A 22,686-nucleotide genomic window follows, 5' to 3' on the forward strand; every position below is an offset into this window, starting at 1 on the left:
GTGGAGGGCATGACGCAGTCGATCAGCATCGGACCCGCCCCGACGAAACTCCTCCCGCTCGCGGACGCGAGCGCGCGCGGGGGCGACGCCGAGGCATCCTGCGCCTGCTGCGCGCCGGTCGTCTCGGCGACCGAACAGGGCGCCGCCGAGGCATCCGCCGCTCGCGACCTCGTCGTCGCCGAGTACGCCGTCGTGGGCATGACGTGCGGCAACTGCGTCAAGCACGTGACGGCCGACGTGTCGGGCGTCACGGGCGTCGAGCGCGTCGAGGTCGACCTCGTCGCGGGCGGCGTCTCGACGGTGCGCGTGCTGAGCGCACTGCACGTCGACCCGGCGCTCGTCGCCGAGGCCGTCGAGGAGGCGGGCTACGAGGTCGTCGCCGGCTGACGCGTCCGCTCGCTAGGCTTCCGATCGGGGGTGGCAGTGGAACGCACCGGGATCGACGTCGACGCGTGGCTCGCGTCCGTCGGCGGCGCGACCGGTGAGGCGCTCCGAGCACTCGACGCGCTCATCGCGCCCGAGTTCGCGGGACTCGAGCGCGCACTCTGGCGCGGCGTGTTCTGGGGCGGCACCGATCAAGACATCGTCGGCTACGGCGCCATTCGCCAAGAGCGCCCGCGCGGGGCATCCGTCGACTGGTTCCTCGTCGGGCTCGCGGCGCAGGCCAAGCACTTCAGCGTCTATGTCAACGCCGTCGACGACGGCGAGTACCTCGTGCGCCGGCTCGCGCCGACCCTCGGACGCGTGAAGGTCGGGGCGGCCGCCGTCACCTTCGCCTCGCCCGATCGGCTCGACCGCGACGGGTTCGTCGCGATGCTGCGGCAGACCCGCGCGCTCGCGACCGATGTGCGCTGAGCGCGCTCTCCTCTCGCATCGGGTCGCTGAGAACGTGACCTCGGCGAATCGTGACGAGGATGCCCCGTCCGTTCATCGACCGTTCACCGAACCGTCTCCCGGGCTCCCCCGAACCCTTCGCCCCCGATTCGTAGGGTCATCGCATGGCCTTGACGACCGCCCCCGTGGCGCAGCGTGTGCGCGCAGTGCTGCGCGACCGCATCGAACGCGGCGAATGGCCCGCGGGCATGGCGCTGCCGAGCGAGGCGGCGCTGTGCCGTGAGTTCGGCACCTCGCGCGGTCCGGTGCGTCGCGCGCTGTCGGGGCTTCGGGCCGACGGCTACGTCGTCGGCGGGCGCGGTCGGCCCCCCGTCGTGGGGCGGGTCGTGCCGTCGCAATCGCTCGCCGAATTCCGCTCGTTCACCGAGTGGGCGCGTGCCGAGGGCAAGACACCCGGCACTCGCACTCTCGTGCTCGAGCGGCGTGCGGCCGCGTCATCCGTCGCGGGACTCCTCGAACTCGACGAGGGCGCGGTCGTCGTCGACCTCGTGCGGGTGCGGCTCCTCGATGACGTGCCGATCATGATCGAGCGCGCGTCGTTCGTGCCCGACGTCGGCCGCTACCTCTTCGGCATCGACACCGACACGTGCTCGGTGTCGGCCGAGCTCGCCCGGCACGGCGTGCCGCTCGTGAGCGCACGGCACACGATCGACGCCGTGTCGGCGAACCGGCTCGACGCCGAAGCGCTCGGCATCGCGGCGGGCGCGCCGCTGCTCCGCGAGCGGCGGCTGTCGAAGGATGCCTCGGGGCGGCCCCTCGAGCACGCCGAAGCGCGCTACCGCTCGGAGTTCGCCGCGTTCCGCGTCGACAACCGGGTGCCGGGGGCGAGCCCCATCGAGGTGCGCGCGAGCTGAGGCTCGTCCGAGCCGTGCGTTCGCGTGCCGAGCTGCCGTCAGCCGACGAACGGCCCGAGCGGCGTGCCCTGGTGGAACAGCATGCGCGGGCGTCCGCCCGCGACCTTCCACAGCGAGCTGCGGCGGCTGCGCGCGCCGTCGGCGTCGAGCGTGTACGTCAAGAGCACGACGTCGGGGGCGATGAGCTCGGCGTGCTCGCCAGTGACGACGGCCGACTGCACGTCGACCGAGTCGGCGCCCGTCATGACGTCGACGAGTTCGGTGCGGGTCCAGAGCCGCCCGCTCTTGCCGATCTCGCGGAAGCTCTCGTCGAGGAGGTCTTCGAGGGCCTCGGGATCGCGCCGCACCTCGGGTTCGAGCAGTCGCCGCTCGGCACCGGTGACGAGCACGGCGATCGTTTCATCCACCATGGGCTGAGCCTAGTGCGCGGACTCGGCCCATGGTCGGAGGCGGTCAGCGCGTGCGCGCGAGCGCACGGCGGGCGGATGCCTCGGGGCGGAGGTCGAGGCGACGCAGGAGTTGCGCGTTGAGCGCCACGACGACCGTCGAGAGGCTCATGAGGATCGCGCCGACCGACATCGGCAGGACGAACCCGATCGGAGCGAGCACGCCCGCCGCGAGCGGCACGGACAGCAGGTTGTAGCCCGCCGCCCACCAGAGGTTCTGCGTCATCTTGCGGTAGGTGGCCTTCGAGAGCTCGATGACCGAGAGCACCGACCGCGGGTCGCTCGAGGCGAGCACGACGCCCGCGGAGGCGATCGCGACATCCGTGCCGGCGCCGATCGCGATGCCGACGTCCGCCTGCGCGAGCGCGGGGGCGTCGTTCACGCCGTCGCCGACCATCGCGACCGTCCGGCCTTCGGCCTGCAGCTCGGCGACCTTGGCGGACTTGTCTTCGGAACGGACGCCCGCGAACACGCGCTCGATGCCGAGCGACGCTGCGACCGCGCGGGCGACGGGTTCGGCGTCGCCCGTGATCATGACGACCTCGACGCCTTCGGCGCGGAGCGCGTCGACGGCTTCGCGTGACTCGGGGCGGATCTCGTCGGCGAGGGCGAGTGCGCCGGCGACCTGTCCGTCGACGAGCACGTGGAGCACGGTCTCGCCGCGGGCGTGCCATCCGTCGGACGCCTCGATTCGCGTCGCGCCCTCCTGGGCGAGGAGGCCGGGGCCGCCGACCTGGACGACGCGACCGTCGACGACGGCACGCACGCCGAGCGCGGGCGACGCCGTGAAGCCGGTCGCGGGAGCGACGGTCAGCTGACGACGTGCGGCGTCGGCGACGATGGCCTTCGCGAGCGGATGCTCCGAGTCGGTCTCTGCGGCGGCGGCGAGCGCGATCACCCGGTCGGGGTCGAAGCCCGGCGCGGCGACGGCGTCGGTCACGACGGGCTCGCCCTTCGTGAGGGTGCCGGTCTTGTCGAAGAGCACGGCGTCGACGGTGCGCATGGTCTCGAGCGCGAGCCGGTCGGTGACGAGCACGCCGCCCTTCGCGGCGCGTTCGGTCGCGATCTGGACGACGAGCGGGATGGCGAGACCGAGGGCGTGGGGGCACGCGATGACGAGCACGGTGATCGTGCGGATCACGGCGTCGTCGGGGCTGCCGAGCAGGGTCCAGGCGATCGCCGTGACGAGGGCCGCGGCGAGCGCGAACCAGAACAGCCAGCCCGCGGCGCGGTCGGCGAGGCGTTGTGCCCGAGACGTCGAGGCCTGCGCTTGGGCGACGAGCCGCTGGATGCCCGCGAGCGCCGTGTCGTCGCCGACGGCCGAGACCCGCACGCGGATCGCCGTGTCGGTCGCGACGGTGCCCGCGACGACCTGGGCGCCGGGGCCGCGCGTGACCGGGCGGGACTCGCCCGTGATCATCGACTCGTCGACCGCCGCGGTGCCCTCGACGACCTCGCCGTCGGCGGGGACGCGACCGCCGGGGCGCACGACGACGACGTCGCCGAGGCGGAGGTCGGCGGGCGCGACGAGCTCGGTGGAGTCGCCGACCACGCGCTCGGCCTCGTCGGGCAGGAGCGCCGCGAGGGCGTCGAGCGCCGACGACGCCTGCGCGATCGACTTCATCTCGATCCAGTGGCCGAGCAGCATGATCACGATGAGGAGCGCGAGCTCCCACCAGAAGTCAAGGTGGTGCGGGAGGAGCCCGAGGCTCGCGCCGAGCGACGCGAAGTACGCGACGGTGATGGCGAGGCCGATGAGGAGCATCATGCCGGGCTTGCGGGCCTTGAGTTCGCTCCATGCTCCGCGGAGGAACGGCGAGCCGCCCCAGACGTACATGACCGTGCCGAGCACGGGGGAGATCCACGCGATGAGGGCGTTGTCGGGGAGCGGGTAGCCGAAAATGCTCGCGAACATCGTGCTGAACGCGACGGTCGGCACCGCGAAGACGAGCATGATCCAGAACAGGCGGCGGAACTGGCCGACGTGCGCGGAGTGATCGTGCGCGCTGTGGTCCTGCATGCCCGCGCTCAGGCCGTGACCGGTGTGGGCCGAATGCATGTCGTGTCCGGCGTGCATGTCGTGGCCGGCGTGCATGTCGTGGTCCACGTGTTCCTCCACGCCTGTGTCCTTCCCCATCGTCTCCCCTTCCGCGAAGATACCCCTAGGGGGTATCGCTACGTCCAGCACAACGGGACGTTCGGCACCGGCATTCCCGATTCGTCGCGATCGATGCGCACGCATCGTCCGGGATCGCAGACGCTTCGCAGTCCGGATGCCTCGGTGCGCGGCATCCTCGCTCGCTAGCGTGGCTTCATGGCCGACGCCGCCCTCTCGCACGACCCGCTCTGGCCCCGAGCGGGCGCGTGGCCCGCACTCGCCGACCTCGCACCGGGAGAACGTGCCGCACTCGCCCTCCTCGGGGTCCCGGCCCACCGCACCTCGCTCTCCCCGACGAACGCGCACGAGACGCCCGCCGCGCTCCGCGTGGCCCTTCGCCGGTACAGCCCGGCACTCGTTCCCGATCGTTCGGGCGCCCGCGGCGAGGCATCCGGCCCGATCGATCTCGCCGCGCTCGTGCCGATCGTCGATGCCGGAGACATCCACGAGCCCGACGGTGACGCGGGCGAAGCGCGCACGCGCGCCGCCGTCGCGGCCGCCCTCGTGCGCGCCGATTCCCTCATCGCGCTCGGCGGCGACAACTCCGTCACGGTCGCGACGGCGCTCGGGGCTTGGGGAGACGACCTCGGCACTGCCGGACTCGTGACGATCGACGCCCACTACGACCTGCGCGACGGCGTCTCGAACGGGTCGCCCGTGAGACGGCTCATCGAAGCCGGGCTCGACCCGGCCCGCATCGTGCAGATCGGGATCGCCGACTTCGCGAACTCGGCCGCGTACGCGAGGCGCGCAGCAGACCTCGGGATCACCGTCGTCCACCGCGACGAACTGCACGGGCGAGCGCCCGCCGACGTCATGGCCGAGGCGCTCGCCGTCGCCGGTGCCGCGGGCGGACCCGTACACCTCGACGTCGACGTCGACGCGTGCGACCGCGCTGTCGCGCCCGCCTGCCCGGCGTCCGTGCCAGGGGGGCTGGCCGCATGGGAACTCCGCGCCCTCGTGCGCGCTGCCGCGCGCGACCCGCGCGTGCGAAGCGCCGACCTCGTCGAGATCGACGCGACGGCCGACGCCCCCGACGGCCGCACCGTGCGCCTCGCCGCCCTGTGCGTGCTCGAGTTCGCCGCGGGCCTCGCGCTCCGCTGACCCTGCCGGGCGAGTTCGCCCTGGGCGCGGCCGACGCGGACCGACTTCCGGCGACGGGTCTTCCCACCGACGACGGTGCTTCCCATCGACGAGGGTGCTTCCCACCGAGACGCGCGGCACTTCGGCACTGCGCCTTGGAGGTGCTGCGACGGGACAGTCCGTGATCGAAGCTTCCTCGAGCGCGCGGCACTCCGGCACCGAGCCGCGGCGGTGAAGAGTTCGGCCCAGAGCGGGCGAGCGCGAGGCCCGCGGCGCGCGGCGGATCGGCGCGCCGCGCCGCTGATGGGCTCGTTGCCCTGTGCACACGCGCGTGACAGGCTGGCGAGATGAAGACGCTGTTCCTCGTGCGGCACGCCAAGAGCGATTGGGGCGATCCGGCGCTCGCCGACCACGCCCGTCCGCTCAACGCGCGCGGCCTGCGCGACGCGCCCGCGATGGGTCGGCGGCTCGTCGACCGGGGTGTCGTGCCGGGGCTCATCCTCTCGAGCACGGCGCTTCGCGCCCGCACCACCGCCGAGGCGTTCGCCGCCGCGTTCGAGCTCGAGCCCGGAGCATCCGTCGTCCTCGACCCGACGCTCTACGCGACGACGACCTCGCACCTGCTCGAGACCGTGCAGGGCATCGACGACGCCGTCGAGACGGCGATGCTCGTCGGGCACAACCCTGAGTTCAGCGGGTTCGTCGCGCGCCTCACGGGTGAGCACGTCGAACTCGTGACGTGCGCGGTCGCCGAATGCCGCATCGACGTCGACCACTGGGCGGACGTCGCCATCATCGGCTGGAGCGCTCGCCGCAGGGTGCCCGAGGGCGAAGACCGGGCGCGGCCCGCCGAACTCGTGCGGGTCGACGTTCCGGTGCGCTAAACGGCGGCGCCGTCCTTCCACACGCGCTCGACGAGCGGCACACCGGGCCGGTAGGCCAGGTGCACGTACGAGGGCGCGTCGAGCAGCACGAGATCGGCGCGCGCGCCCGGGCGCAGCACGCCGACGTCGCCGCGTCGGAGGGCTGCGGCGCCGCCGGCCGTCGCCGCCCAGACGGCCTCGGCGGGAGTCATCCCCATGTCGCGCACGGCGACCGCGATGCAGAACGGCAGCGAACTCGTGAAGCTCGACCCGGGGTTGCAGTCGCTCGCGAGGGCGACCGTCGCGCCGGCGTCGAGGAGGCGTCGCGCGTCGGGGTAGGGCTGGCGGGTCGAGAACTCGACGCCCGGCAGGAGCGTCGCGACGGTGCGAGAAGCGGCGAGCGCCGAGACATCCGCGTCGCTCAGGTACGTGCAGTGATCGACGGATGCCGCGTCGAGCTCGACTGCGAGCGCAACGCCTTCGCCGGGGCCGAGCTGGTTGCCGTGCACGCGAACGCCGAGGCCCGCCGCGATGCCCGCCTCGAGAACGCGGCGCGACTGCGCGGGCGTGAACGCGCCGCGCTCGCAGAAGGCGTCGATCCAGCGCGCGTACGGCTCGCACGCGTCGAGCATGTCGCCCACGACGAGGTCGACGTAGGCATCGGGGCCGGCCTCGCCGAGCGGGCCGCCTTGCGCGTACTCAGTGGGCACGACGTGGGCCCCGAGGAAGGTGACCTCGTCGGTGACCTCGCGCGCGAGCCGCGCGAGCCGGGCTTCGTCGGCGACGGTGAGACCGTACCCCGTCTTGATCTCGAACGTCGTCGTGCCCTGGGCGTACAGCTCTGCGACGAAGTTGGCGAGTCGTGTGCGCAGCTCGTCGTCGGACGCGGCCCGCGTCGCCGCGACGGTCGAGCGGATGCCTCCTGCCGTATATGCCGTTCCCGACATGCGGGCCTCGAACTCCGCGGAGCGGTCGCCGCCGAAGACGAGGTGCGTGTGCGAGTCGACGAACCCGGGGATCACGGCGTGCCCGCCGGCGTCGACCACGTCGATCTCGTCTTCGCCATCACTTGCCGAATCACCGGCATCGTCGACCCACGCGATGCGTCCGTCCACGACGAGCACCGAGGCATCCTTCACGATCCCGAGCGGGCCACCCGCGCGGCCTGGCTGCGGGTCGTTCGTGACGAGTTCGCCGATGCCCCTGACGAGCAGGCGAGACATCCGCGTCATTCCTCCTCGCCGAGCATCGGCACGCGCAACCCGCGCTCGCGCGCGACCTCTTTCGCCCGCTCGTAGCCCGCGTCGACGTGCCGCATGACGCCCGTGCCGGGGTCGTTCACGAGCACGCGCGCGATCTTCTCGGCTGCGAGGTCGGTGCCGTCGGCGACGAGCACCTGGCCCGCGTGGATCGACCGTCCGATGCCGACGCCGCCGCCGTGGTGGATCGACACCCACGTCGCACCCGACGCCGTATTGAGCAGGGCGTTGAGCAGCGGCCAGTCGGCGATCGCGTCGGAGCCGTCCGCCATCGCCTCGGTCTCGCGGTAGGGCGAGGCGACCGATCCCGAGTCGAGGTGGTCGCGGCCGATCACGATGGGCGCGGACAGCTCGCCCGACGCGACCATCTCGTTGAACTTCAGCCCCGCGAGGTGGCGCTCTTTGTACCCGAGCCAGCAGATGCGCGCGGGGAGTCCCTCGAAGTGCACCTTCTCGGACGCCTGCTCGATCCAGCGCTTCAAGTGCGCATCTTCGGGGAAGAGTTCGACGATCGCACGGTCGGTCGCCGCGATGTCGGCCGGGTCGCCCGACAGCGCCGCCCACCGGAACGGCCCCTTGCCCTCGGCGAAGAGCGGACGGATGTATGCGGGCACGAAGCCCGGGAAGTCGAACGCGTGCTCGAACCCGCCGAGCTTCGCCTCGGCGCGCAGCGAGTTGCCGTAGTCGAAGACCTCGGCGCCGCGCGCCTGGAACCCCACCATCGCCTCGACGTGCTTCGCGATCGACGCGCGCGCGAGGCGCGTGAACTCGACGGCGTCGAGCGCCGCGAGATCCTGCCATTCGCCCATCGCGACGCCCTCGGGCAGATAGGCGAGCGGGTCGTGCGCGCTCGTCTGGTCGGTCACGATGTCGATCGGCACTTCGCGCTCGAGGAGCTCCGCGAAGACCGTCGCGGCATTGCCGACGACGCCGACGGAGAGTGCGACCTTCGAAGTCTTCGCGGCGAGCACTCGCTCGAGCGCGTCGTCGAGCGTCGGGGCGATCTCGTCGAGGTAGCCGTGGTCGACGCGGCGCTGGAGGCGGGACTCGTCGACGTCGACGATGAGCACCGCACCGCCGTGCATCGTCACGGCGAGCGGCTGGGCGCCGCCCATGCCGCCGCAGCCGGCGGTGAGGGTCAGCGTCCCCGCGAGGCTGCCGTCGGCGCGCCCGAGCTTGCGCCCGACCGCGCCGAACGTCTCGTACGTGCCCTGCAGGATGCCCTGCGTGCCGATGTAGATCCACGAGCCGGCCGTCATCTGGCCGTACATGATGAGCCCTTCGGCCTCGAGCTTGCGGAACTCGGGCCACGTCGCCCAATCGCCCACGAGGTTCGAGTTCGCGATAAGCACGCGCGGGGCCCACTCGTGCGTGCGGAAGACGCCGACGGGCTTGCCCGACTGCACGAGCAGCGTCTCGTCGGCCTCGAGGTCTTCGAGGGTGCGGACGATCGCGTCGTACGCGTCCCAGTTGCGGGCGGCCTTGCCGGTGCCGCCGTAGACGACGAGGTCTTCGGGCCGCTCGGCGACCTCGGGGTCGAGGTTGTTCATGAGCATGCGCAGCGGCGCCTCGGTCTGCCAGCTCTTGGCGGTGAGCTTGGAGCCGCGGGCGGCTCGAACGGTGCGCGCGGCGGTGGGTGCATCGGTCATGTTCCGATGGTCGCGCAGCGGCGAAGGGGCGGCAACGGATGTCTCGGGCCGGGCGTCCGGAATTCCGGACATGCCGAACGTGGCTCGACCCGATTCGACTCGACGCGACTCAGCCGACGGCGACGCCGCGCGCTGCGAGGAACGGCAACGAGTCGACCGCGGTGCCGCCGAGCCGCACCTCGAAGTGCAGATGGCATCCCGTCGACTGTCCGGTCGAACCGACCGCGCCGATCACCTGCCCGGCCTCGACGTGTTCACCGACCGAGACGAGGATGCCGCCGTTCGCGAGGTGCGCGTAGCCGGTCTGCACGCCCGACCCGTGGTCGAGGAGGATCCAGTTGCCGTACCCGCCGTCGGGGCCCGCTTGCAGAACCGTGCCCGCGGTCGCCGCGAACACGGCGGACGTGCACGGCGCGGCGATGTCGGTGCCGCGGTGGAACTCGTTGACCGACGCGAGCGGCTTGTTCGGCCGCGGGCCGAAGCCGTCGGTGACGCGGCCGCGCACGGGTGCCGACCAGCCCTGCTCGGACAGCTGCCCGTTGTCGAGCGGCAGCGAGTCGACGAATGCGACGTTCGCCTTCTGCACCTTCTCCTGCAGGCCCTTGAGGTCGGCTTCGGCGCTCGCGAGCGTCGTCTCGGTGTCGGAGACATCCTTCTGCTTCTCGCCGACGGGGATCTTGTCGACCTCCGCCCAGGCGTCGGCGGCCCTCGCCTCGGCCTCGTCGGCGAGCGCGTCGAGTTCGCCCGCGATCTCGAGGAGCCGCTCGCTGTCTCCGCTGAGCTGCGCGACTCGCTGCACCCCGGCGAGGCCCGCGAGCAGGTCTTTGCCGGCACCGAACGCGGCGCCGATCGAGTTCATGGCGGCGTCGCTCGTGCGCGCGGACGCCATCGATGCGCGGGTCGCCTCGCCGGCCTTGAGCCGGGCGGTGTAGGCGACGCTGCCGAGCCGCTCGGCGGTCGTGCGGGCGCTTCCCTGCTGCGCGCGGACGTCCTTCAGATCCGCTTGCGCGTCGCGCAGTTCGCTTTCGATCGCGTCGACCGTGGCACGGGCGGTGAGGAGGGCCGACACGTCGGGGCTGATCTGCGTGCCGATCTGCAGGAACGGTCCGCTGCCCGTGAGGACGAGGCGCGTGCTGCCGGTCGCGACGGGGGCCGGGGTCGTGGGCCTCGGAGGCTGGGTGGTCGTCAGTGTCGTCGTGGGCGGAGTCGTCGTGGCCGGCGGCGTGGTCGCGGGCGGGGTCGTGGCCGGAGGGTCGGTCGGCGGGTCCACCGGCGGGTCGACGGGAGGGTCTGTCGGCGGGTCCACCGGCGGGTCGGTCGGCGGGTCGACGGGCGGGTCGGTCGGCGGATCGACCGGTGGGTCGGTCGGCGGGTCGACAGGCGGGTCGATCGGTGGATCGGGCGGCGGCGGGTCGGTCGGCTGCTCGGCGGTCGGCGTCGGCTCCGTCTCGCCGGCCTGCGCGGGCGCGATCCCGCCGAACACGAGCGCGAGCGCTCCGAGGCCTGCGGCAACGCTGATCATCACGCGCCGAGCGCGTACGGCTCGGAACCGGGAGAAACGTGCTTCGTCGATCGCTGCCATTGCGAGGTTCCTTCGTCGACGTCGGGTTCAGTCGACCTCCCACAGTCTGGCACCGGCCGGGGAGCGGACACAACCGCCCCCGGGGGCTTCACCCCAGTTCGGGGGCGCCTCGTTTCGCGGCCTCGATCACGGCCCGGAGCGCACGATTGCGGTGACGGCTTCGATCTCGGGCGACACGTATCGGTCGGGCCCGGGGCCGCCCGAGACATCCGTCACCGCGGCGACGACCGCGCCCGTCGCGACCCCGGGAACGAGGGGAGCGCGGAGCGCGAGCCCGCGCGCGGCGGTCAGAAGCTCGATGGCGATGACACGCTCGAGCCCGTCGATCGCGCGGCGGAGTTTGCGTGCGGCGGCCCAGCCCATCGAGACGTGGTCCTCCTGCATGGCCGACGAGGGGATCGAGTCGACCGACGCGGGCACGGCGAGGCGCTTGAGCTCAGACACGATGCCGGCGGCCGTGTACTGGGCGATCATGAGCCCCGAGTCGACTCCGACCTCGTGCGCGAGGAACGGCGGAAGCCCCTGGTTGCGCGCCTTGTCGAGGAACCGGTCGGTGCGGCGTTCGCTCATGGATGCCACGTCGGCGACGGCGATCGCGAGGAAGTCGAGCACGTACCCGACGGGAGCCCCGTGGAAGTTGCCGTTCGATTCGACGCGTCCGTCGAGGGTGAGCACGGGGTTGTCGATCGCGCTCGCGAGCTCGGCGTCGGCGACGGATGCCGCGTGGTCGATCGTGTCGCGCGCGGCGCCGTGCACCTGGGGGGCGCAGCGCAGCGAGTACGCGTCCTGCACGCGCGTGCACTCGGGGCCCTTGTGGCTCGCGACGATGGGCGATCCGGCGAGCATCGCGCGGAGGTTCGCGGCCGACCGTGCTTGGCCGCGTTGCGGGCGGAGCGCGTGGAGGTCTTCGGCGAACACGGCGTCGGTGCCGATGAGCCCTTCGACGCTCATCGCCGCGGCGACGTCGGCGGTCGTCAGCAGGCGCCGCAGATCGTGGAGCGCGAGGGCGAGCATGCCGAGCATGCCGTCGGTGCCGTTGATGAGGGCGAGGCCTTCCTTCTCGCCGAGGCGGAGCGGCGCGATGCCGGCTGCGGCGAGGGCGGCCGAGGCATCCGTCACCTCGCTCGTCGAGCCGGCCGTGAGCATCCGCACCTCGCCCTCGCCCATCGCCGCGAGCGCGCAGTGCGCGAGCGGGGCGAGGTCGCCCGAGCAGCCGAGCGACCCGTACTCGCGCACGATCGGCGCGATCCCGGCGTTCAGCATCGCGGCGTAGGTCTCGGCGACGATGGGCCGCACGCCCGTCCGCCCCGTCATGAGGGTCGAGAGGCGCAGGAGCATGAGCGCGCGCACGACCTCGGTCTCGACCTCGGTGCCCGACCCCGCGGCGTGCGAGCGCACGAGGCTCGCCTGGAGCTGCGCGCGGCGGTCTTCGGCGATGAAGGTCGTCGCGAGCGCGCCGAACCCCGTCGAGATGCCGTAGTGCGGTTCGGGGTCGGCGGCGAGGCCCTCGATGATCGCGCGGCCTTCGGCGACGGAGGCGAGCGCGGTCGGATCGAGGGCGACGGATGCCCCGTGGCGGGCCACGGCGACGACGTCGTCGACCGCGAGGGGGCCGGTGCCGACGGTGACGGTGCCCAGCGTTTCGGGACGTGCGGATGCCTCGGTGATGCTCATCCTTCAATTGCAGCCGCCGCCGGTGCACACGGAAACGCCGATCGCCGCGTCGCCGTCCGGAATACCGGACACGCCGTATGCTGTGCTCAGAATCTCCGCGAGAGGGGTCGCTCTGGCACGGCTGAGCGATGGCGCAACCGTGCCAGAGCGACCCCTCACGGGAGGTGGATGCGCGAGGGGAGGCTCGGGTGACGACGAAGTCGAAGGTGCCCGCCGCCGACCAGACGCTCGCGATCCTCGCCCACCTCGCCTCGCAACGCGGACCGGTGCCCGCCGCGACGATCGCGAACGCCCTGCACTTGCCGCGCTCCACCGTGTACCACCTGCTCCAGGTCATGCGGGAGCGCGGGTTCGTCGTGCACCTGCCCGAAGAACGCCGCTACGGGCTCGGCGTCGCCGCGTTCGAACTCAGCTCGGGGTTCAGCCGCCAGCAACCGCTCGCGCGCCTCGGGCGCCCCCTCGTCGCGACCCTCGTCGACCGCCTCGGCGAGAGCGGCCACCTCGCGGTGCTCCACGGCCGCGACGTCGTCTACCTCGTCGAGGAGCGCGCTCCGCGCCGCCCGTCGCTCGTCACCGACATCGGCGTGCGCCTGCCCGCCCACCTCACGGCGACGGGGCGTGCGATGCTCGCCGAGCTTCCGCCCGCGCAGCTCCGGGCGCTCTACCCCGACGCGTCGGCCTTCGCGGCACGCGCGGGCGAGGCATCCGAACCCTGGACCTACCGGCGACTGAAGTCGGTGCTCGAACGCGTGCGCCTCGACGGCTGGGCCGCCGAGGACGGCGAGATCACGCAGGGCCTCGCGTCGGTCGGGGCGGTCGTCGTCGACCACGTCGGCTGGCCGGCCGCGGCGGTCGCCGTGACGTATCCGGATGACTCGGAGCGCGACATCCTCGGCGAGGTGGTGCCGACCGTGCGCGACGCCGCCGCGACGCTCTCGCGCAGGATCGGCGGAGGGGAGCCGCGATGATCGCGCACGCCGTCGCCGAAGCCGCCGCCGACCCGTCGGGGCCCGTGTCGGATCACGGTTTCACGGGGCTCACGGGCTTCGCGGCCGATGTGCTCACGGCGCTCGGCGACGTCGGGGTGGGTGTGCTCGTCTTCGTCGAGGTGCTCATCCCGCCCATCCCGAGCGAGGTCATCCTGCCGTTCGCGGGCTACCTCACCCAGTCGGGCGACCTCAGTCTCGTGCCGCTCATCCTGTGGTCGACGCTCGCGTCGGTCGTCGGCGCGCTCCTCTGGTACGGGCTCGGGCGGTGGATCGGCCTCGAACGCGCCGTGCGGTTCGTCGAGTGGACGCGGCTCGTGAGCCGCGCCGACCTCGATCGTGGCGTCGCGTGGTTCCACAAGTACGAGACGTGGTCGGTGCTCATCGGCCGGCTCATCCCGGGCGTTCGCAGCCTCATCTCGATCCCGGCCGGCGCCGACCGCATGCCGCTCTGGTCGTTCATCGGGCTCACGGCGATCGGCTCGGGCGTCTGGAACGCGCTCCTCATCGGCCTCGGCGCGCTGCTCGGGCGACAGCACGACGTGCTCGAGCAATGGCTCGGCTACCTCGACCTCGTCGTCTACGCCGCGCTCGCCGCGTTCGTGATCTGGCTCATCGTGCGCCGGGTGCGCGCGGGGCGAGCCACCTCCTGAGCGAGCGGGTCACGAACGGCAGCACCCAGAACGTCATGATGGGCGTCAGCACGAGCGTCGTCACGAGCACGCGCACGACGATCGGCAGCAGATCCCACCCGGGCACGGGCGAGATCAGGTACGAGAACACGAGGTTGACCGGGAAGAAGCCGAGCCAGATCGTCACCGCCTGCTTCCACCTGGGCGGGGCGGGCGGCGGCGCCGTCTCGTCGAGGGCCGCGCCCGAGGCATCCACCACCGGGATCGAACCCGTCGGCGGCTCGTCGAACCATCCCTCGATGCCGGTCCTGCGACGGCTCCGCTCGCTCTGCACGAACGCCTGACCCGTCGAGAGCCACCACGTGCGCTCGGGGGACTGCTCCCACGCCTCGAGGGTCTCCTCGTTCGCGAACCGGTAGAGCATGTGCCACACGTGCGACTGCTCGCCCGCTCGCACCCACCCCGACCCGAGGAAGCCCGGGTACTTGTTCGCGAGGTTCACGCCCGTCTGCACCCACGCGGTCGCCTCCGAGATGCGCGCGGGGTCGACCTCGCGGCGGATCGAGACGGTGATCGGTTCGCTCATGCCTCTATTGCACCGCATCGGCGTGACGAGCGCGTTTCGGATGCCCCGTGGCGCGCGTCGGCCCGGTGCCCTCGTGCCGACCGTCCGACGAGTGACCTTCAGAGTGCGCGCGTGAACGCGACGCGGTGCTCGCCGGGACCGTCGTAGTCGGCCCATGCGACGACGCCGTCGAACTCCGCGTCACCCGTGAGGGTGAAGCCCATCGCCCGGTGGAACGCCTGCGAGCGGCGGTTGCCGGGGCCCGTGATCGCTTCGACGCGCGTCGACCCGGCCGCGCGCGCCTCGGCGAAGAACTCCGTGTAGAGCGTGCGCGCGAGACCCGTCTCGCGGAGATCGGGCCGCACTCCCACGAAGTGGATGTACGACACCGCCGGGTCGGACTGCGAGCGGAAGCCGATGAGGAACGCGGCGAGCGCGTCGTCTTCCACGATGAAGGAGGTATCGGCGAAATGCTGGAAGAACAGTCGCGGGAGCACGAGCGGCAGCCGCGAGTCGGCGGGCAGGCCCCACCAGTCGGGGATGACCGTGACGACCGCTCGGTGGTCGGTGGGCATCGGCCGCCGAACGGTGAGGCCCGACGGGAGCGCGAGGGCGGCGATGGGCATGGTGTGATCCTCGCAGGGTCGACGCCCGGTGTCGACGGCCCGGCATGCTTCTCGATGTCGGACGGAACGGATACAGTCGTGCCGATCGAAGGCGGGCGACCTCCGCTGCCAAACGCGAAGGAGCCGTGTGTCCGACGACCGCCAGCCCGCGCCGACGCTCGACCCGACCCGTGAACCTCCGACGACGATGCCGACCCCGCCGACCGTGCGTCGCCGTTCGCCCTGGCTCGTCATCGGCATCGTCGCCGCCGCGATCGTCGGCCCGGCCGCGTGGTACCTCGGCGCCGGCTACGGATTCCACGTCATCCGGCAGGAGGCGATCGCGAACGCCGTGCCGACGATCGACGCCGCCGATGCGGCATCCGATGCGCTGCGCAGCGAGGCGGCGCGCGCCCGCGGCGAATCCGCAGCCGCCGACGAGCTCGAGGGCTCGGTGCTCCCCGGTCTCGGCGACGGCGAGCCGCTCGACCGTGTGAAGGCCGGCACCGACGCCGTCGACGCGCTCGCGGCCGACGCCGACTTCGACCTCCCCGACCCCATCGCCTACGACGAGAGCGCGCTCCGCCCGTTCTGGGTGAGCCTCGCCGAGATCTTCGAGACCGCTGAACTCCGCGAGACCCTCGTCGCCGACACCGATCGCATGTCCGACGAGGCCGACGAACTCGCCGACGCACGCGCGGAGGTCGAAGACGCCCGCACCGACCTGCTCGACGCCGCGCTCGCCGCGGCCGACGCCAGGCTCGCAGCCCTGCCGTACGCGACGAGCGAATCGCGGTTCGGGCTCGACGAAGCCGAAGCGCTCGTCGAGAATGCGAAGACCCAGGCGCCCGCCTCGCGGGACTCCTACATCGCGCTCGCCGAAGCGCTCGCGGGCGTCGAGGCCGCCCACAACGCCGAGAGCGTCCGACGGGCGGCGCCCGAGTACGCCGAGCGAGGCCCCGTCGAAGACTTCGCCCGCTCGATCGCGCACGACGTGCCGCTCGACTTCGTGTGGGAAGACGTCGTCAACGGCAGAGCGAGCGCCGAGTGGTACTCGGGCCTCACGACGTTCTGGCCGGGCGGCGGCCGGTGGGCGAAGGTCGAGCTCACGTACAGTGTCGCCGAATCGTTCGCCGACGACATCAACGCGAAGGCGCTCGTCGCGCACGAGGTCGGCCACGCGCAGGGCTCGCGCACGGAGTGCAACGAGATCGTCGAAGGCCCCGCCTTCGGCGGCGACCACGAGAAGTGGGCGACGGCGTGGGCGATCGCGATGGGCTACGACGTCCCGGGTTCGGGCATCGAGCCGTACGGCCGCCCGTCGGATGAGCAGATCGCGCAAGCACGCACGTGCGTGTGACCCCGCGCCCCGCTTGCCGCGCGCCTCAGCCCAGGTGTTTGTGCAAGAACGCGGCGACCCGGGCGCGGAGCGCCTCGTCGAGGATGCCGATCGAGTGTTCGTCGCCCGGCACGACGGCGAGTTCCACGGGTACGCCCGCGGCCTCGAGCGCGTTCGCGTAGCCGAGGGACTGCGCGAGCGGGATGATCTCGGATTCGGCGTGCCCGATGAAGACGGGCGGGTCGCTCGCATCGAGGAAGGTCGTGGCCGAGGCATCCGCCGCTCGCTCGCATCCGCCGTCGGAGACGTTGGCGACCTCGTCGACTCCGCACCCGAGGTAGGCCGCACTGATGCCCCGCAACCACTCGCTCGCCCCCGCGAGCGAATCGAGCATGACCGGACCCGAGAGCTCGGCGACGGCCGCGACCCGCGCCCCCGTGTCGGTCGCGCCCTCCCCGCGTGCGCCGAGCAGCGCCGCGAGGTTGCCGCCCGCCGAGCCGCCGAACACGCCGATGCGGGCTGGGTCGATGCCGAACCGCTCGGCCTGCGCGGGCTCGCGGAGCCATTCGACCGCGAGCGACACGTCGTCGATCTGCGCCGGGAACGTCGCGTCGGGCACGAGTCGGTAGTTCACGGATGCCGCGATGAAACCCTCGCTCGCGAGCCACAGGCAGACCTTCCGCCAGTCGGCGTTCGCCTTGTCGCCGCGCGCCCAGCTGCCGCCGTGCACCGACACGACCGCGGGAAGCGGCACCCCGAGGGCGGCTCCGGGCGGGCTGCACACGTCGAGCGTCAGAAGCGTGCCGTCGTCGCGCACCCCGTATTCGAGATCGGGCTCGACGCCGACGCCCGCGGGCGCCTCGAACGTGCGGATGCCGATGATCTCGGGCCCAGCGACCTCGCTCGCCGCCTTCGCGGGGCCGGGGTCGATCTCGCTGAGCGGCAGGTGGAAGCCCGACAGCGCCGCCGTCGCCCCGAGCGCGCCCGCGATCGCGGCTGCGGCGAGGAGCGTCCGGCTGCGGCGCCGGCCTCCGCGTCCGCCGGAGGGACGGGTTCGGGTCACTGGTGCTCCGGGGCTTCGAGGTGGAGCGATGCTACCCCAGATTCTTCGCCATGCAGACGCTGAACTCCTCGCCCACGTACTGGCCGAAGAGCGGCACGACCTCGTACCCCGCCTTCGCGTACATCGCCTGGGCGGCGTCGTGGCGGGTGCCCGTCTCGAGCACGATGCGGCGGATGCCGCGCGCCGAGGCATCCTGTTCGATGCGCTCGATGATCGACGTGCCCACGCGACGCCCTCTCGCCGACTCGTGCACGAACATGCGCTTGAGCTCGGCCGTGCCGTCGACGCCGTCGACGAGCGCACCCATGCCGAGCGCCTCGCCGACGTCGCCGCGCGCGACGTAGAACGCGACGCCCGGCCGTTCGAGCGACTCGACATCGAGGAGGAAGCACGCCTCGGGCGGGTAGAGGGAATAGGAATAGGCCTCGCTCCCGCGCAGCATTTCGTCGACCTCGGGCTGGCGGGGCGATTCGAGGGCGACGGTGACGGATGCCTCGGCTGCACGCATGCCGCGAGCGTACGCGTGCGGTGTTACGAGGCGGTTTCTCAGGGGCATCCGCTATCGTTGACGGGTCGGTTCTGGACACCGCGAGGTTTCGCGGATGGGTTTGTGAGTCCATCGGGCCGGTTTCGAGGCGAATGGGCCTCGGATAGTCACACCGTATGTGAACGGCCCCGGCTCTACGTCAGCTCCGGGTTCTCAGGTGCCGCGCGCGAGCGCGGTCGTACTGCCATGTACTCGGAACAACCCAGAAAGCTCAGCATGCCCAAGAACACGAACTTCGATCCCAATCGGGCCAAGGGCCGCAAGCCCTACCGTCCCGGCGGCGCGCCCGCGCGCGGCGGGCAGTCGGCCCAGAAGCCCGGCTCGCGCAGCGCCGGCCACCGGGGCTACCGCCCCGAAGAGGCGGATGCCTCGAAGAAGGCACCCCGTTGGTCGCGCGAGCAGCGCGAAGCGACCGGGCGTACGCCGCACCGCGCCGACCGTCCGGGTCGTGATGACCGTGCGCCTCGCTCGTTCGAACGTGACGACCGCGCTCCCCGACGCGACTTCGACCGCGACCGTGCGTCGCGTTCGTTCGATCGTGACGACCGTTCGTCGGGGCGGCGTTACGACCGCGACGACCGCGCTCCGCGCCGTGACTTCGATCGTGACCGTGCACCGCGTTCGTTCGATCGGAACGACCGCGACCGTGCGCCGCGCCGCGACTTCGACCGCGATCGCGACCGTGCGCCCCGTTCGTTCGATCGTGATGACCGTGCGCCGCGTCGCTACGACCGTGACGACCGTGCTCCGCGTTCGTTCGATCGCGACGACCGCGCCCCCCGTCGCTTCGAGCGTGACGACCGCGCCCCCGCCGCGACTTCGACCGCCCGGGCTTCCGCGACAGCGAGCGCCGCCCGTCGTCGTTCTACCCCGCCAAGGACGAGCGCCCCCGCTTCACCCCGAAGACGACGTCGTGCTCGAGCGCCTCGAGGCCGAGGCCATCCAGGCCGACGCCGTCGAGGGCATCGGCTTCGGCGACCTCGGGCTCGGCGGCAACATCGTGCGTGCGCTGAAGGAGCTGGGTGCCGAGTCGCCGTTCCCGATCCAGGCTGCGACGATTCCGCAGGTGCTCGAGGGCCGCGACGTCCTCGGCCGCGGCCGCACGGGCTCAGGCAAGACCATCGCGTTCGGCGCGCCGACCGTCGAGCGGCTCATGCAGCTCTGGTCGGCCTCGGACAAGGCCGGCGGCAAGCGGGTCATGGGCCGCGCTCCGCGCGCGCTCGTCCTCGCGCCGACCCGCGAGCTCGCCCTCCAGATCGACCGTACGGTGCAGCCCATCGCGCAGTCGGTCGGCCTCTTCACGACCCAGGTCTACGGCGGCGTCCCCCAGGCCCGCCAGGTCGGTGCGCTGCGACGCGGCGTCGACATCGTGATCGGCACCCCGGGCCGCATCGAAGACCTCGTGCGCCAGGGCCACCTCGACCTCTCCGAGATCGAGATCACCGTCCTCGACGAGGCCGACCACATGTGCGACCTCGGGTTCCTCGAGCCCGTGCAGCGCATCCTCCGCGAGACGAAGGAGGGCGGCCAGAAGCTCCTCTTCTCGGCGACCCTCGACTCGGGCGTCGCGATGCTCGTCGACGAGTTCCTCGTGAACCCCGCCGTTCACGAGGTCGCCGGTGAAGACCAGGCGTCGGGCACGATCGAGCACCGCGTGTTCGTCATCGACAACCGCGACAAGCGCGACATCGTCGCGATGCTCGCCGACCGCGACGGCAAGACCCTCGTCTTCAGCCGCACGCGCGCGTTCGCCGAAGACCTCACCGAGCACCTCGAAGACGCCGGCATCCGTGCCGTCGCCCTCCACGGCGACCTCAACCAGTCGCGTCGCACGCGGAACCTGCACCAGCTCACGAGCGGGCGGGTCGACGTGCTCGTCGCGACGGATGTCGCGGCACGAGGCATCCACGTCGACGACATCGACCTCGTGATCCAGGCCGACGCGCCCGACGAGTACAAGACGTACCTGCACCGCTCGGGCCGCACGGGCCGTGCGGGCGCCGCGGGACGCGTCGTGACGCTCATCCCGCGCAACCGCCAGCGCCGGATGGCCGAGCTCCTCGACCGCGCCGAGATCGACGTCGACTTCGAAGACGTGCAGATCGGCGATGCCGTGCTCTACGATCTCGGTCCGATCGACGTCGAGGCGCCGGTCGCAGCCGCCGACGCCGACGAGTCGACCGAGGCCTGACCCGAACCCTGCGTTCCGAGAGGACGCGGACGCTCGCTCGCGCATCGCGCGGCGAGGCGCCCGCGTCCTCTCGTCGTCTGCGCCACGCGGATCGCCGGCGGATCGCCGCCTACCAGCGGGCGTCGACGATGCCGTCGGCGATCGCGCTCGAGCGGTCGCTCCAGATCTCGTAGAGGTCGCCCCCCGCGGCGAGGTAGACCGGGGTGCGGCCGCCGTTCGGCATCGCCGGGCCGATGAAGGCGCGTGCGTCGCCGCCCGGCGGGAGCGCGAGCGGGTCGAGTGCGACGTCGCCGTCGGGTGCATCCAGGACGCCCGATTCGGGGGCGAACCCGCGTGCGACCGCGATCTCGCTCACGCCGTGGCCGCCGGCGAGGAGCACGCAGGTGAACACCCGCGCGTCGGCGCGGATCGCGTCGTCGAGCGACGCGGCCACTGCGTCGGGGGTGCGGGCCCGGTAGCTCACCGCCGTGTCCGCCGGATAGCCGAGGTACACGAGGAGCAGCGCCACGTCGAGATCGCCCGTGCACGTCGGCTCGACGGGCGCGAGCTCGAGACGTGGCCACGCGGCCTGCTCGGGCGTCGCCGATTCGAGCGCCGCGAACACGGGTTCGGCGACGGCGGCGAGCCGGTCGAGCATCGTGCCGTCGGAGATTCCCGCGTACTTCGAACCCGTGCCGGTGAGCCCGGCCGCGGTGATCTCGAACTGCACCCACGCGCCGGCCACGGGAGCCGACAGGCGCCAGCCCGTTTCGCCCGCCGCCGTCGAGGCTTCCACGCCGCCGATGTCGCGCACGTCTTCGGACGGCGCGTCCCCCGCCCACACCGGCACCCACCGATCGGCCGCACCCGGAAGCACCCGCAGCGAGAGGTACGACCAGTCGCCGAGACCGCTGCCGATCGCGGCCTGCGGGTCGCCGAGCCGCCACGAGCAGTCGAGCCCGCCGAGCCCCTCGAGCACGGCGGCGTCGAAGAGCGCGTTCGGCTGGACTGCGGGCTGCGGCGTGGAGTCGCTCTCGGCGGCCGCCGCCGGCGTGCCGCTTGCGGGTGCGAGAGCGGATGCCACGAGCGACTCGGGGACGAGGTCGGCGCACGTGAGCGGCACCGCCGGATCGGGTGCCGGAGCGGCCGTCGCCGTCGAGCCGGCCGCCCGAGTCGACGCAGCGGCCTGACCCGCCGCGATGCTCGCGCACCCCGTGAGCGTTCCGCCCGCGAGGGCCCCGAGCGCGAGCGCAGCGAGCAGCACGGGACCAGGGCGGAGGGGGCGCATGGCCGCGAGCATAGCGGCGGGCGGTGCGCACGTCACGCGATCCGGGAAAGTCGGCTGATCAGGAGATGCCGATGCCTCCATCGCTCGTGAGCACCTGGCCCACGACCCACGATCCCGCGTCGGTGCAGAGCCACGCGATGAGCTCGGCGGTGTCCTCGGGCCTGCCCCAGCGGCCGAACGGCGTCGTCGCGATCCACTCGGTCGCCGCATCGAGCGGCCGGTCGGTCGTCTCGGGGTCGAGGTAGCCCGTGTTCACCGGCCCCGGGTTCACGGTGTTCAGCCGGATCCCGATCTCGAGGAGCTCCGCAGCGACCGTCGAGGTGACCCCCGCGAGCGCCGCCTTGCTCGTCGCGTAGGGCACCTCGCCGCGCATGGGACCGTGGATCTGCCCCGACGTCATCCAGACGACGTGACCGGTCGGCGCTGCGAAGGGGCGGTCGGTGGATGTCGCGGCGCTCGCGCCGTGTTCGCCGCGCTCGCCGGGGCGGCGCGGTGCCGCGTCGACGCTCGGCGTCGGCACGCCGGCGATCCTGCGGGCGAATGCGGCGGTGAGCAGGAGGGTCGAGCGCGTGTTGACGTCCCAGTGCGCGTCGAGGAGCGCGCCCGTCAGGTCGAGGATGCCCCCGCTGTCGCCGCTTCGCGCGTGGATGCAGAGCAGCAGGTCGAGGTGCCCGGTGAGCGCGGCCGCCGCCTCGATGAGGCGTTCGGCGGGCTCGGATCTCTCGGATGCCTCGGACTCGCGCGCTGTCGCCCCGAGGTCGATCCCGAGGTCGCCGAATCGCGCTCCGGGCGCGAGCGCGTCGCGGATGCCCGCGCGCACGGCGTCGAGGTCGTCGCCGCCCCACGGCTGATCGAGGTCGTGCGGCCGGTGGTGCTGGATGAACACGTTCGCGCCGAGCGAGGCGAGCTTGCGGGCGACGGCGTAGGCGATGCCGCGGCGACGGGAGACGCCCGTGACGAGGGCGGTGCGTCCGAGCAGGGGGAGTTCAGAGTGTTCGTGCATGGGTGTGAGCGCTTTCGTTCGACCGC

Annotated in this window: 21 protein-coding genes; 9 read left to right on the forward strand and 12 right to left on the reverse strand. The window is 72.5% G+C overall.

Annotation, left to right across the window (positions count from 1 at the left end; genetic code table 11):
- Positions 1–9 precede the first annotated feature (9 nt).
- The 3 genes from ET445_RS17880 (at position 10) to ET445_RS05660 (ending at position 1,748) form a co-directional block, all read left to right on the forward strand.
- A complete protein-coding gene (locus ET445_RS17880; RefSeq protein WP_165314306.1) occupies positions 10–387 on the forward strand; it encodes a heavy-metal-associated domain-containing protein in 378 nt (125 codons plus the stop codon).
- A 36-nt stretch (positions 388–423) separates the two neighbouring features.
- On the forward strand, positions 424–855 hold the full coding sequence (locus tag ET445_RS05655) for a DUF1801 domain-containing protein (protein WP_129189630.1): 432 nt from the start codon (positions 424–426) through the stop codon (positions 853–855).
- A gap of 143 nt (positions 856–998) precedes the next feature.
- Positions 999–1,748, forward strand: a complete 750-nt coding sequence (locus ET445_RS05660) for a GntR family transcriptional regulator (RefSeq protein WP_129189631.1) — start codon at positions 999–1,001, stop codon at positions 1,746–1,748.
- Positions 1,749–1,786: 38 nt separating this feature from the next.
- Here ET445_RS05660 and ET445_RS05665 read toward each other — a convergent pair whose 3' ends face one another.
- Complete coding sequence (locus tag ET445_RS05665; protein WP_129189632.1) at positions 1,787–2,158, reverse strand: nuclear transport factor 2 family protein; 372 nt, start codon at positions 2,156–2,158, stop codon at positions 1,787–1,789.
- Positions 2,159–2,201: 43 nt separating this feature from the next.
- Positions 2,202–4,331: a copper-translocating P-type ATPase gene (locus ET445_RS05670; RefSeq protein WP_129189633.1), complete on the reverse strand. Its 2,130-nt coding sequence runs from the start codon at positions 4,329–4,331 to the stop codon at positions 2,202–2,204.
- A 177-nt stretch (positions 4,332–4,508) separates the two neighbouring features.
- Here ET445_RS05670 and ET445_RS05675 point away from each other — a divergent pair, with 177 nt between their 5' ends.
- Both ET445_RS05675 and ET445_RS05680 read left to right on the forward strand, forming a co-directional pair.
- A complete protein-coding gene (locus tag ET445_RS05675; RefSeq protein WP_129189635.1) occupies positions 4,509–5,456 on the forward strand; it encodes an arginase family protein in 948 nt (315 codons plus the stop codon).
- Positions 5,457–5,782: 326 nt separating this feature from the next.
- Positions 5,783–6,319, forward strand: coding sequence for a SixA phosphatase family protein (locus tag ET445_RS05680; protein ID WP_129189637.1), 537 nt, complete (start codon positions 5,783–5,785; stop codon positions 6,317–6,319).
- Here ET445_RS05680 and hutI read toward each other — a convergent pair.
- From hutI to hutH, 4 genes are all read right to left on the reverse strand, one after another.
- A complete protein-coding gene (gene hutI, locus ET445_RS05685; RefSeq protein ID WP_129189639.1) occupies positions 6,316–7,521 on the reverse strand; it encodes an imidazolonepropionase in 1,206 nt (401 codons plus the stop codon). The two genes, ET445_RS05680 and hutI, sit on opposite strands and share 4 nt — an antisense overlap.
- Positions 7,522–7,526: 5 nt before the next feature.
- Positions 7,527–9,206, reverse strand: coding sequence for a urocanate hydratase (gene hutU, locus ET445_RS05690; protein WP_129189641.1), 1,680 nt, complete (start codon positions 9,204–9,206; stop codon positions 7,527–7,529).
- A 109-nt stretch (positions 9,207–9,315) separates the two neighbouring features.
- Entirely contained in the window at positions 9,316–10,728 is a 1,413-nt protein-coding gene (locus ET445_RS05695; RefSeq protein WP_243695468.1) for a M23 family metallopeptidase, read from the reverse strand.
- Between the two features lie 186 nt (positions 10,729–10,914).
- Positions 10,915–12,462, reverse strand: coding sequence for a histidine ammonia-lyase (gene hutH / locus ET445_RS05700; protein WP_129189645.1), 1,548 nt, complete (start codon positions 12,460–12,462; stop codon positions 10,915–10,917).
- 206 nt (positions 12,463–12,668) lie between these two features.
- On the opposite strand from hutH, the gene ET445_RS05705 reads away from it, so the two are divergent.
- Entirely contained in the window at positions 12,669–13,430 is a 762-nt protein-coding gene (locus tag ET445_RS05705) for an IclR family transcriptional regulator (RefSeq protein ID WP_424922896.1), read from the forward strand.
- On the forward strand, positions 13,427–14,101 hold the full coding sequence (locus ET445_RS05710; RefSeq protein WP_129189649.1) for a DedA family protein: 675 nt from the start codon (positions 13,427–13,429) through the stop codon (positions 14,099–14,101). The genes ET445_RS05705 and ET445_RS05710 overlap by 4 nt, the downstream gene beginning before the upstream one ends.
- On the opposite strand, the gene ET445_RS05715 is transcribed toward ET445_RS05710, so the two are convergent.
- Both ET445_RS05715 and ET445_RS05720 read right to left on the reverse strand, forming a co-directional pair.
- Positions 14,061–14,666: an antibiotic biosynthesis monooxygenase gene (locus ET445_RS05715; protein WP_129189651.1), complete on the reverse strand. Its 606-nt coding sequence runs from the start codon at positions 14,664–14,666 to the stop codon at positions 14,061–14,063. The genes ET445_RS05710 and ET445_RS05715 overlap by 41 nt on opposite strands.
- A gap of 98 nt (positions 14,667–14,764) precedes the next feature.
- The gene (locus ET445_RS05720; RefSeq protein ID WP_208008562.1) at positions 14,765–15,271 is read right to left on the reverse strand and encodes a GNAT family N-acetyltransferase; all 507 of its coding nucleotides are present in this window, start codon (positions 15,269–15,271) and stop codon (positions 14,765–14,767) included.
- Between the two features lie 127 nt (positions 15,272–15,398).
- On the opposite strand from ET445_RS05720, the gene ET445_RS05725 reads away from it, so the two are divergent.
- The gene (locus tag ET445_RS05725) at positions 15,399–16,610 is read left to right on the forward strand and encodes a hypothetical protein (RefSeq protein ID WP_129189653.1); all 1,212 of its coding nucleotides are present in this window, start codon (positions 15,399–15,401) and stop codon (positions 16,608–16,610) included.
- Positions 16,611–16,635: 25 nt separating this feature from the next.
- On the opposite strand, the gene ET445_RS05730 is transcribed toward ET445_RS05725, so the two are convergent.
- The gene (locus tag ET445_RS05730) at positions 16,636–17,652 is read right to left on the reverse strand and encodes an alpha/beta hydrolase (RefSeq protein WP_165314307.1); all 1,017 of its coding nucleotides are present in this window, start codon (positions 17,650–17,652) and stop codon (positions 16,636–16,638) included.
- Positions 17,653–17,683: 31 nt separating this feature from the next.
- Positions 17,684–18,160, reverse strand: coding sequence for a GNAT family N-acetyltransferase (locus tag ET445_RS05735; RefSeq protein ID WP_129189657.1), 477 nt, complete (start codon positions 18,158–18,160; stop codon positions 17,684–17,686).
- A gap of 490 nt (positions 18,161–18,650) precedes the next feature.
- Between ET445_RS05735 and ET445_RS05740 the strand changes: the two genes are divergently transcribed.
- Entirely contained in the window at positions 18,651–20,390 is a 1,740-nt protein-coding gene (locus tag ET445_RS05740) for a DEAD/DEAH box helicase (RefSeq protein ID WP_341769763.1), read from the forward strand.
- Positions 20,391–20,499: 109 nt separating this feature from the next.
- Here ET445_RS05740 and ET445_RS05745 read toward each other — a convergent pair whose 3' ends face one another.
- Together ET445_RS05745 and ET445_RS05750 are read right to left on the reverse strand one after the other, a co-directional pair.
- Positions 20,500–21,657 (reverse strand): hypothetical protein, encoded by a 1,158-nt coding sequence (locus ET445_RS05745; protein WP_129189659.1) that lies wholly within the window; start codon positions 21,655–21,657, stop codon positions 20,500–20,502.
- A gap of 58 nt (positions 21,658–21,715) precedes the next feature.
- The gene (locus ET445_RS05750; RefSeq protein WP_129189661.1) at positions 21,716–22,660 is read right to left on the reverse strand and encodes an SDR family oxidoreductase; all 945 of its coding nucleotides are present in this window, start codon (positions 22,658–22,660) and stop codon (positions 21,716–21,718) included.
- Between the last annotated feature and the right edge of the window lie 26 nt (positions 22,661–22,686).

It is taken from the genome of Agromyces protaetiae (assembly GCF_004135405.1).
Lineage (GTDB): Bacteria > Actinomycetota > Actinomycetes > Actinomycetales > Microbacteriaceae > Agromyces > Agromyces protaetiae.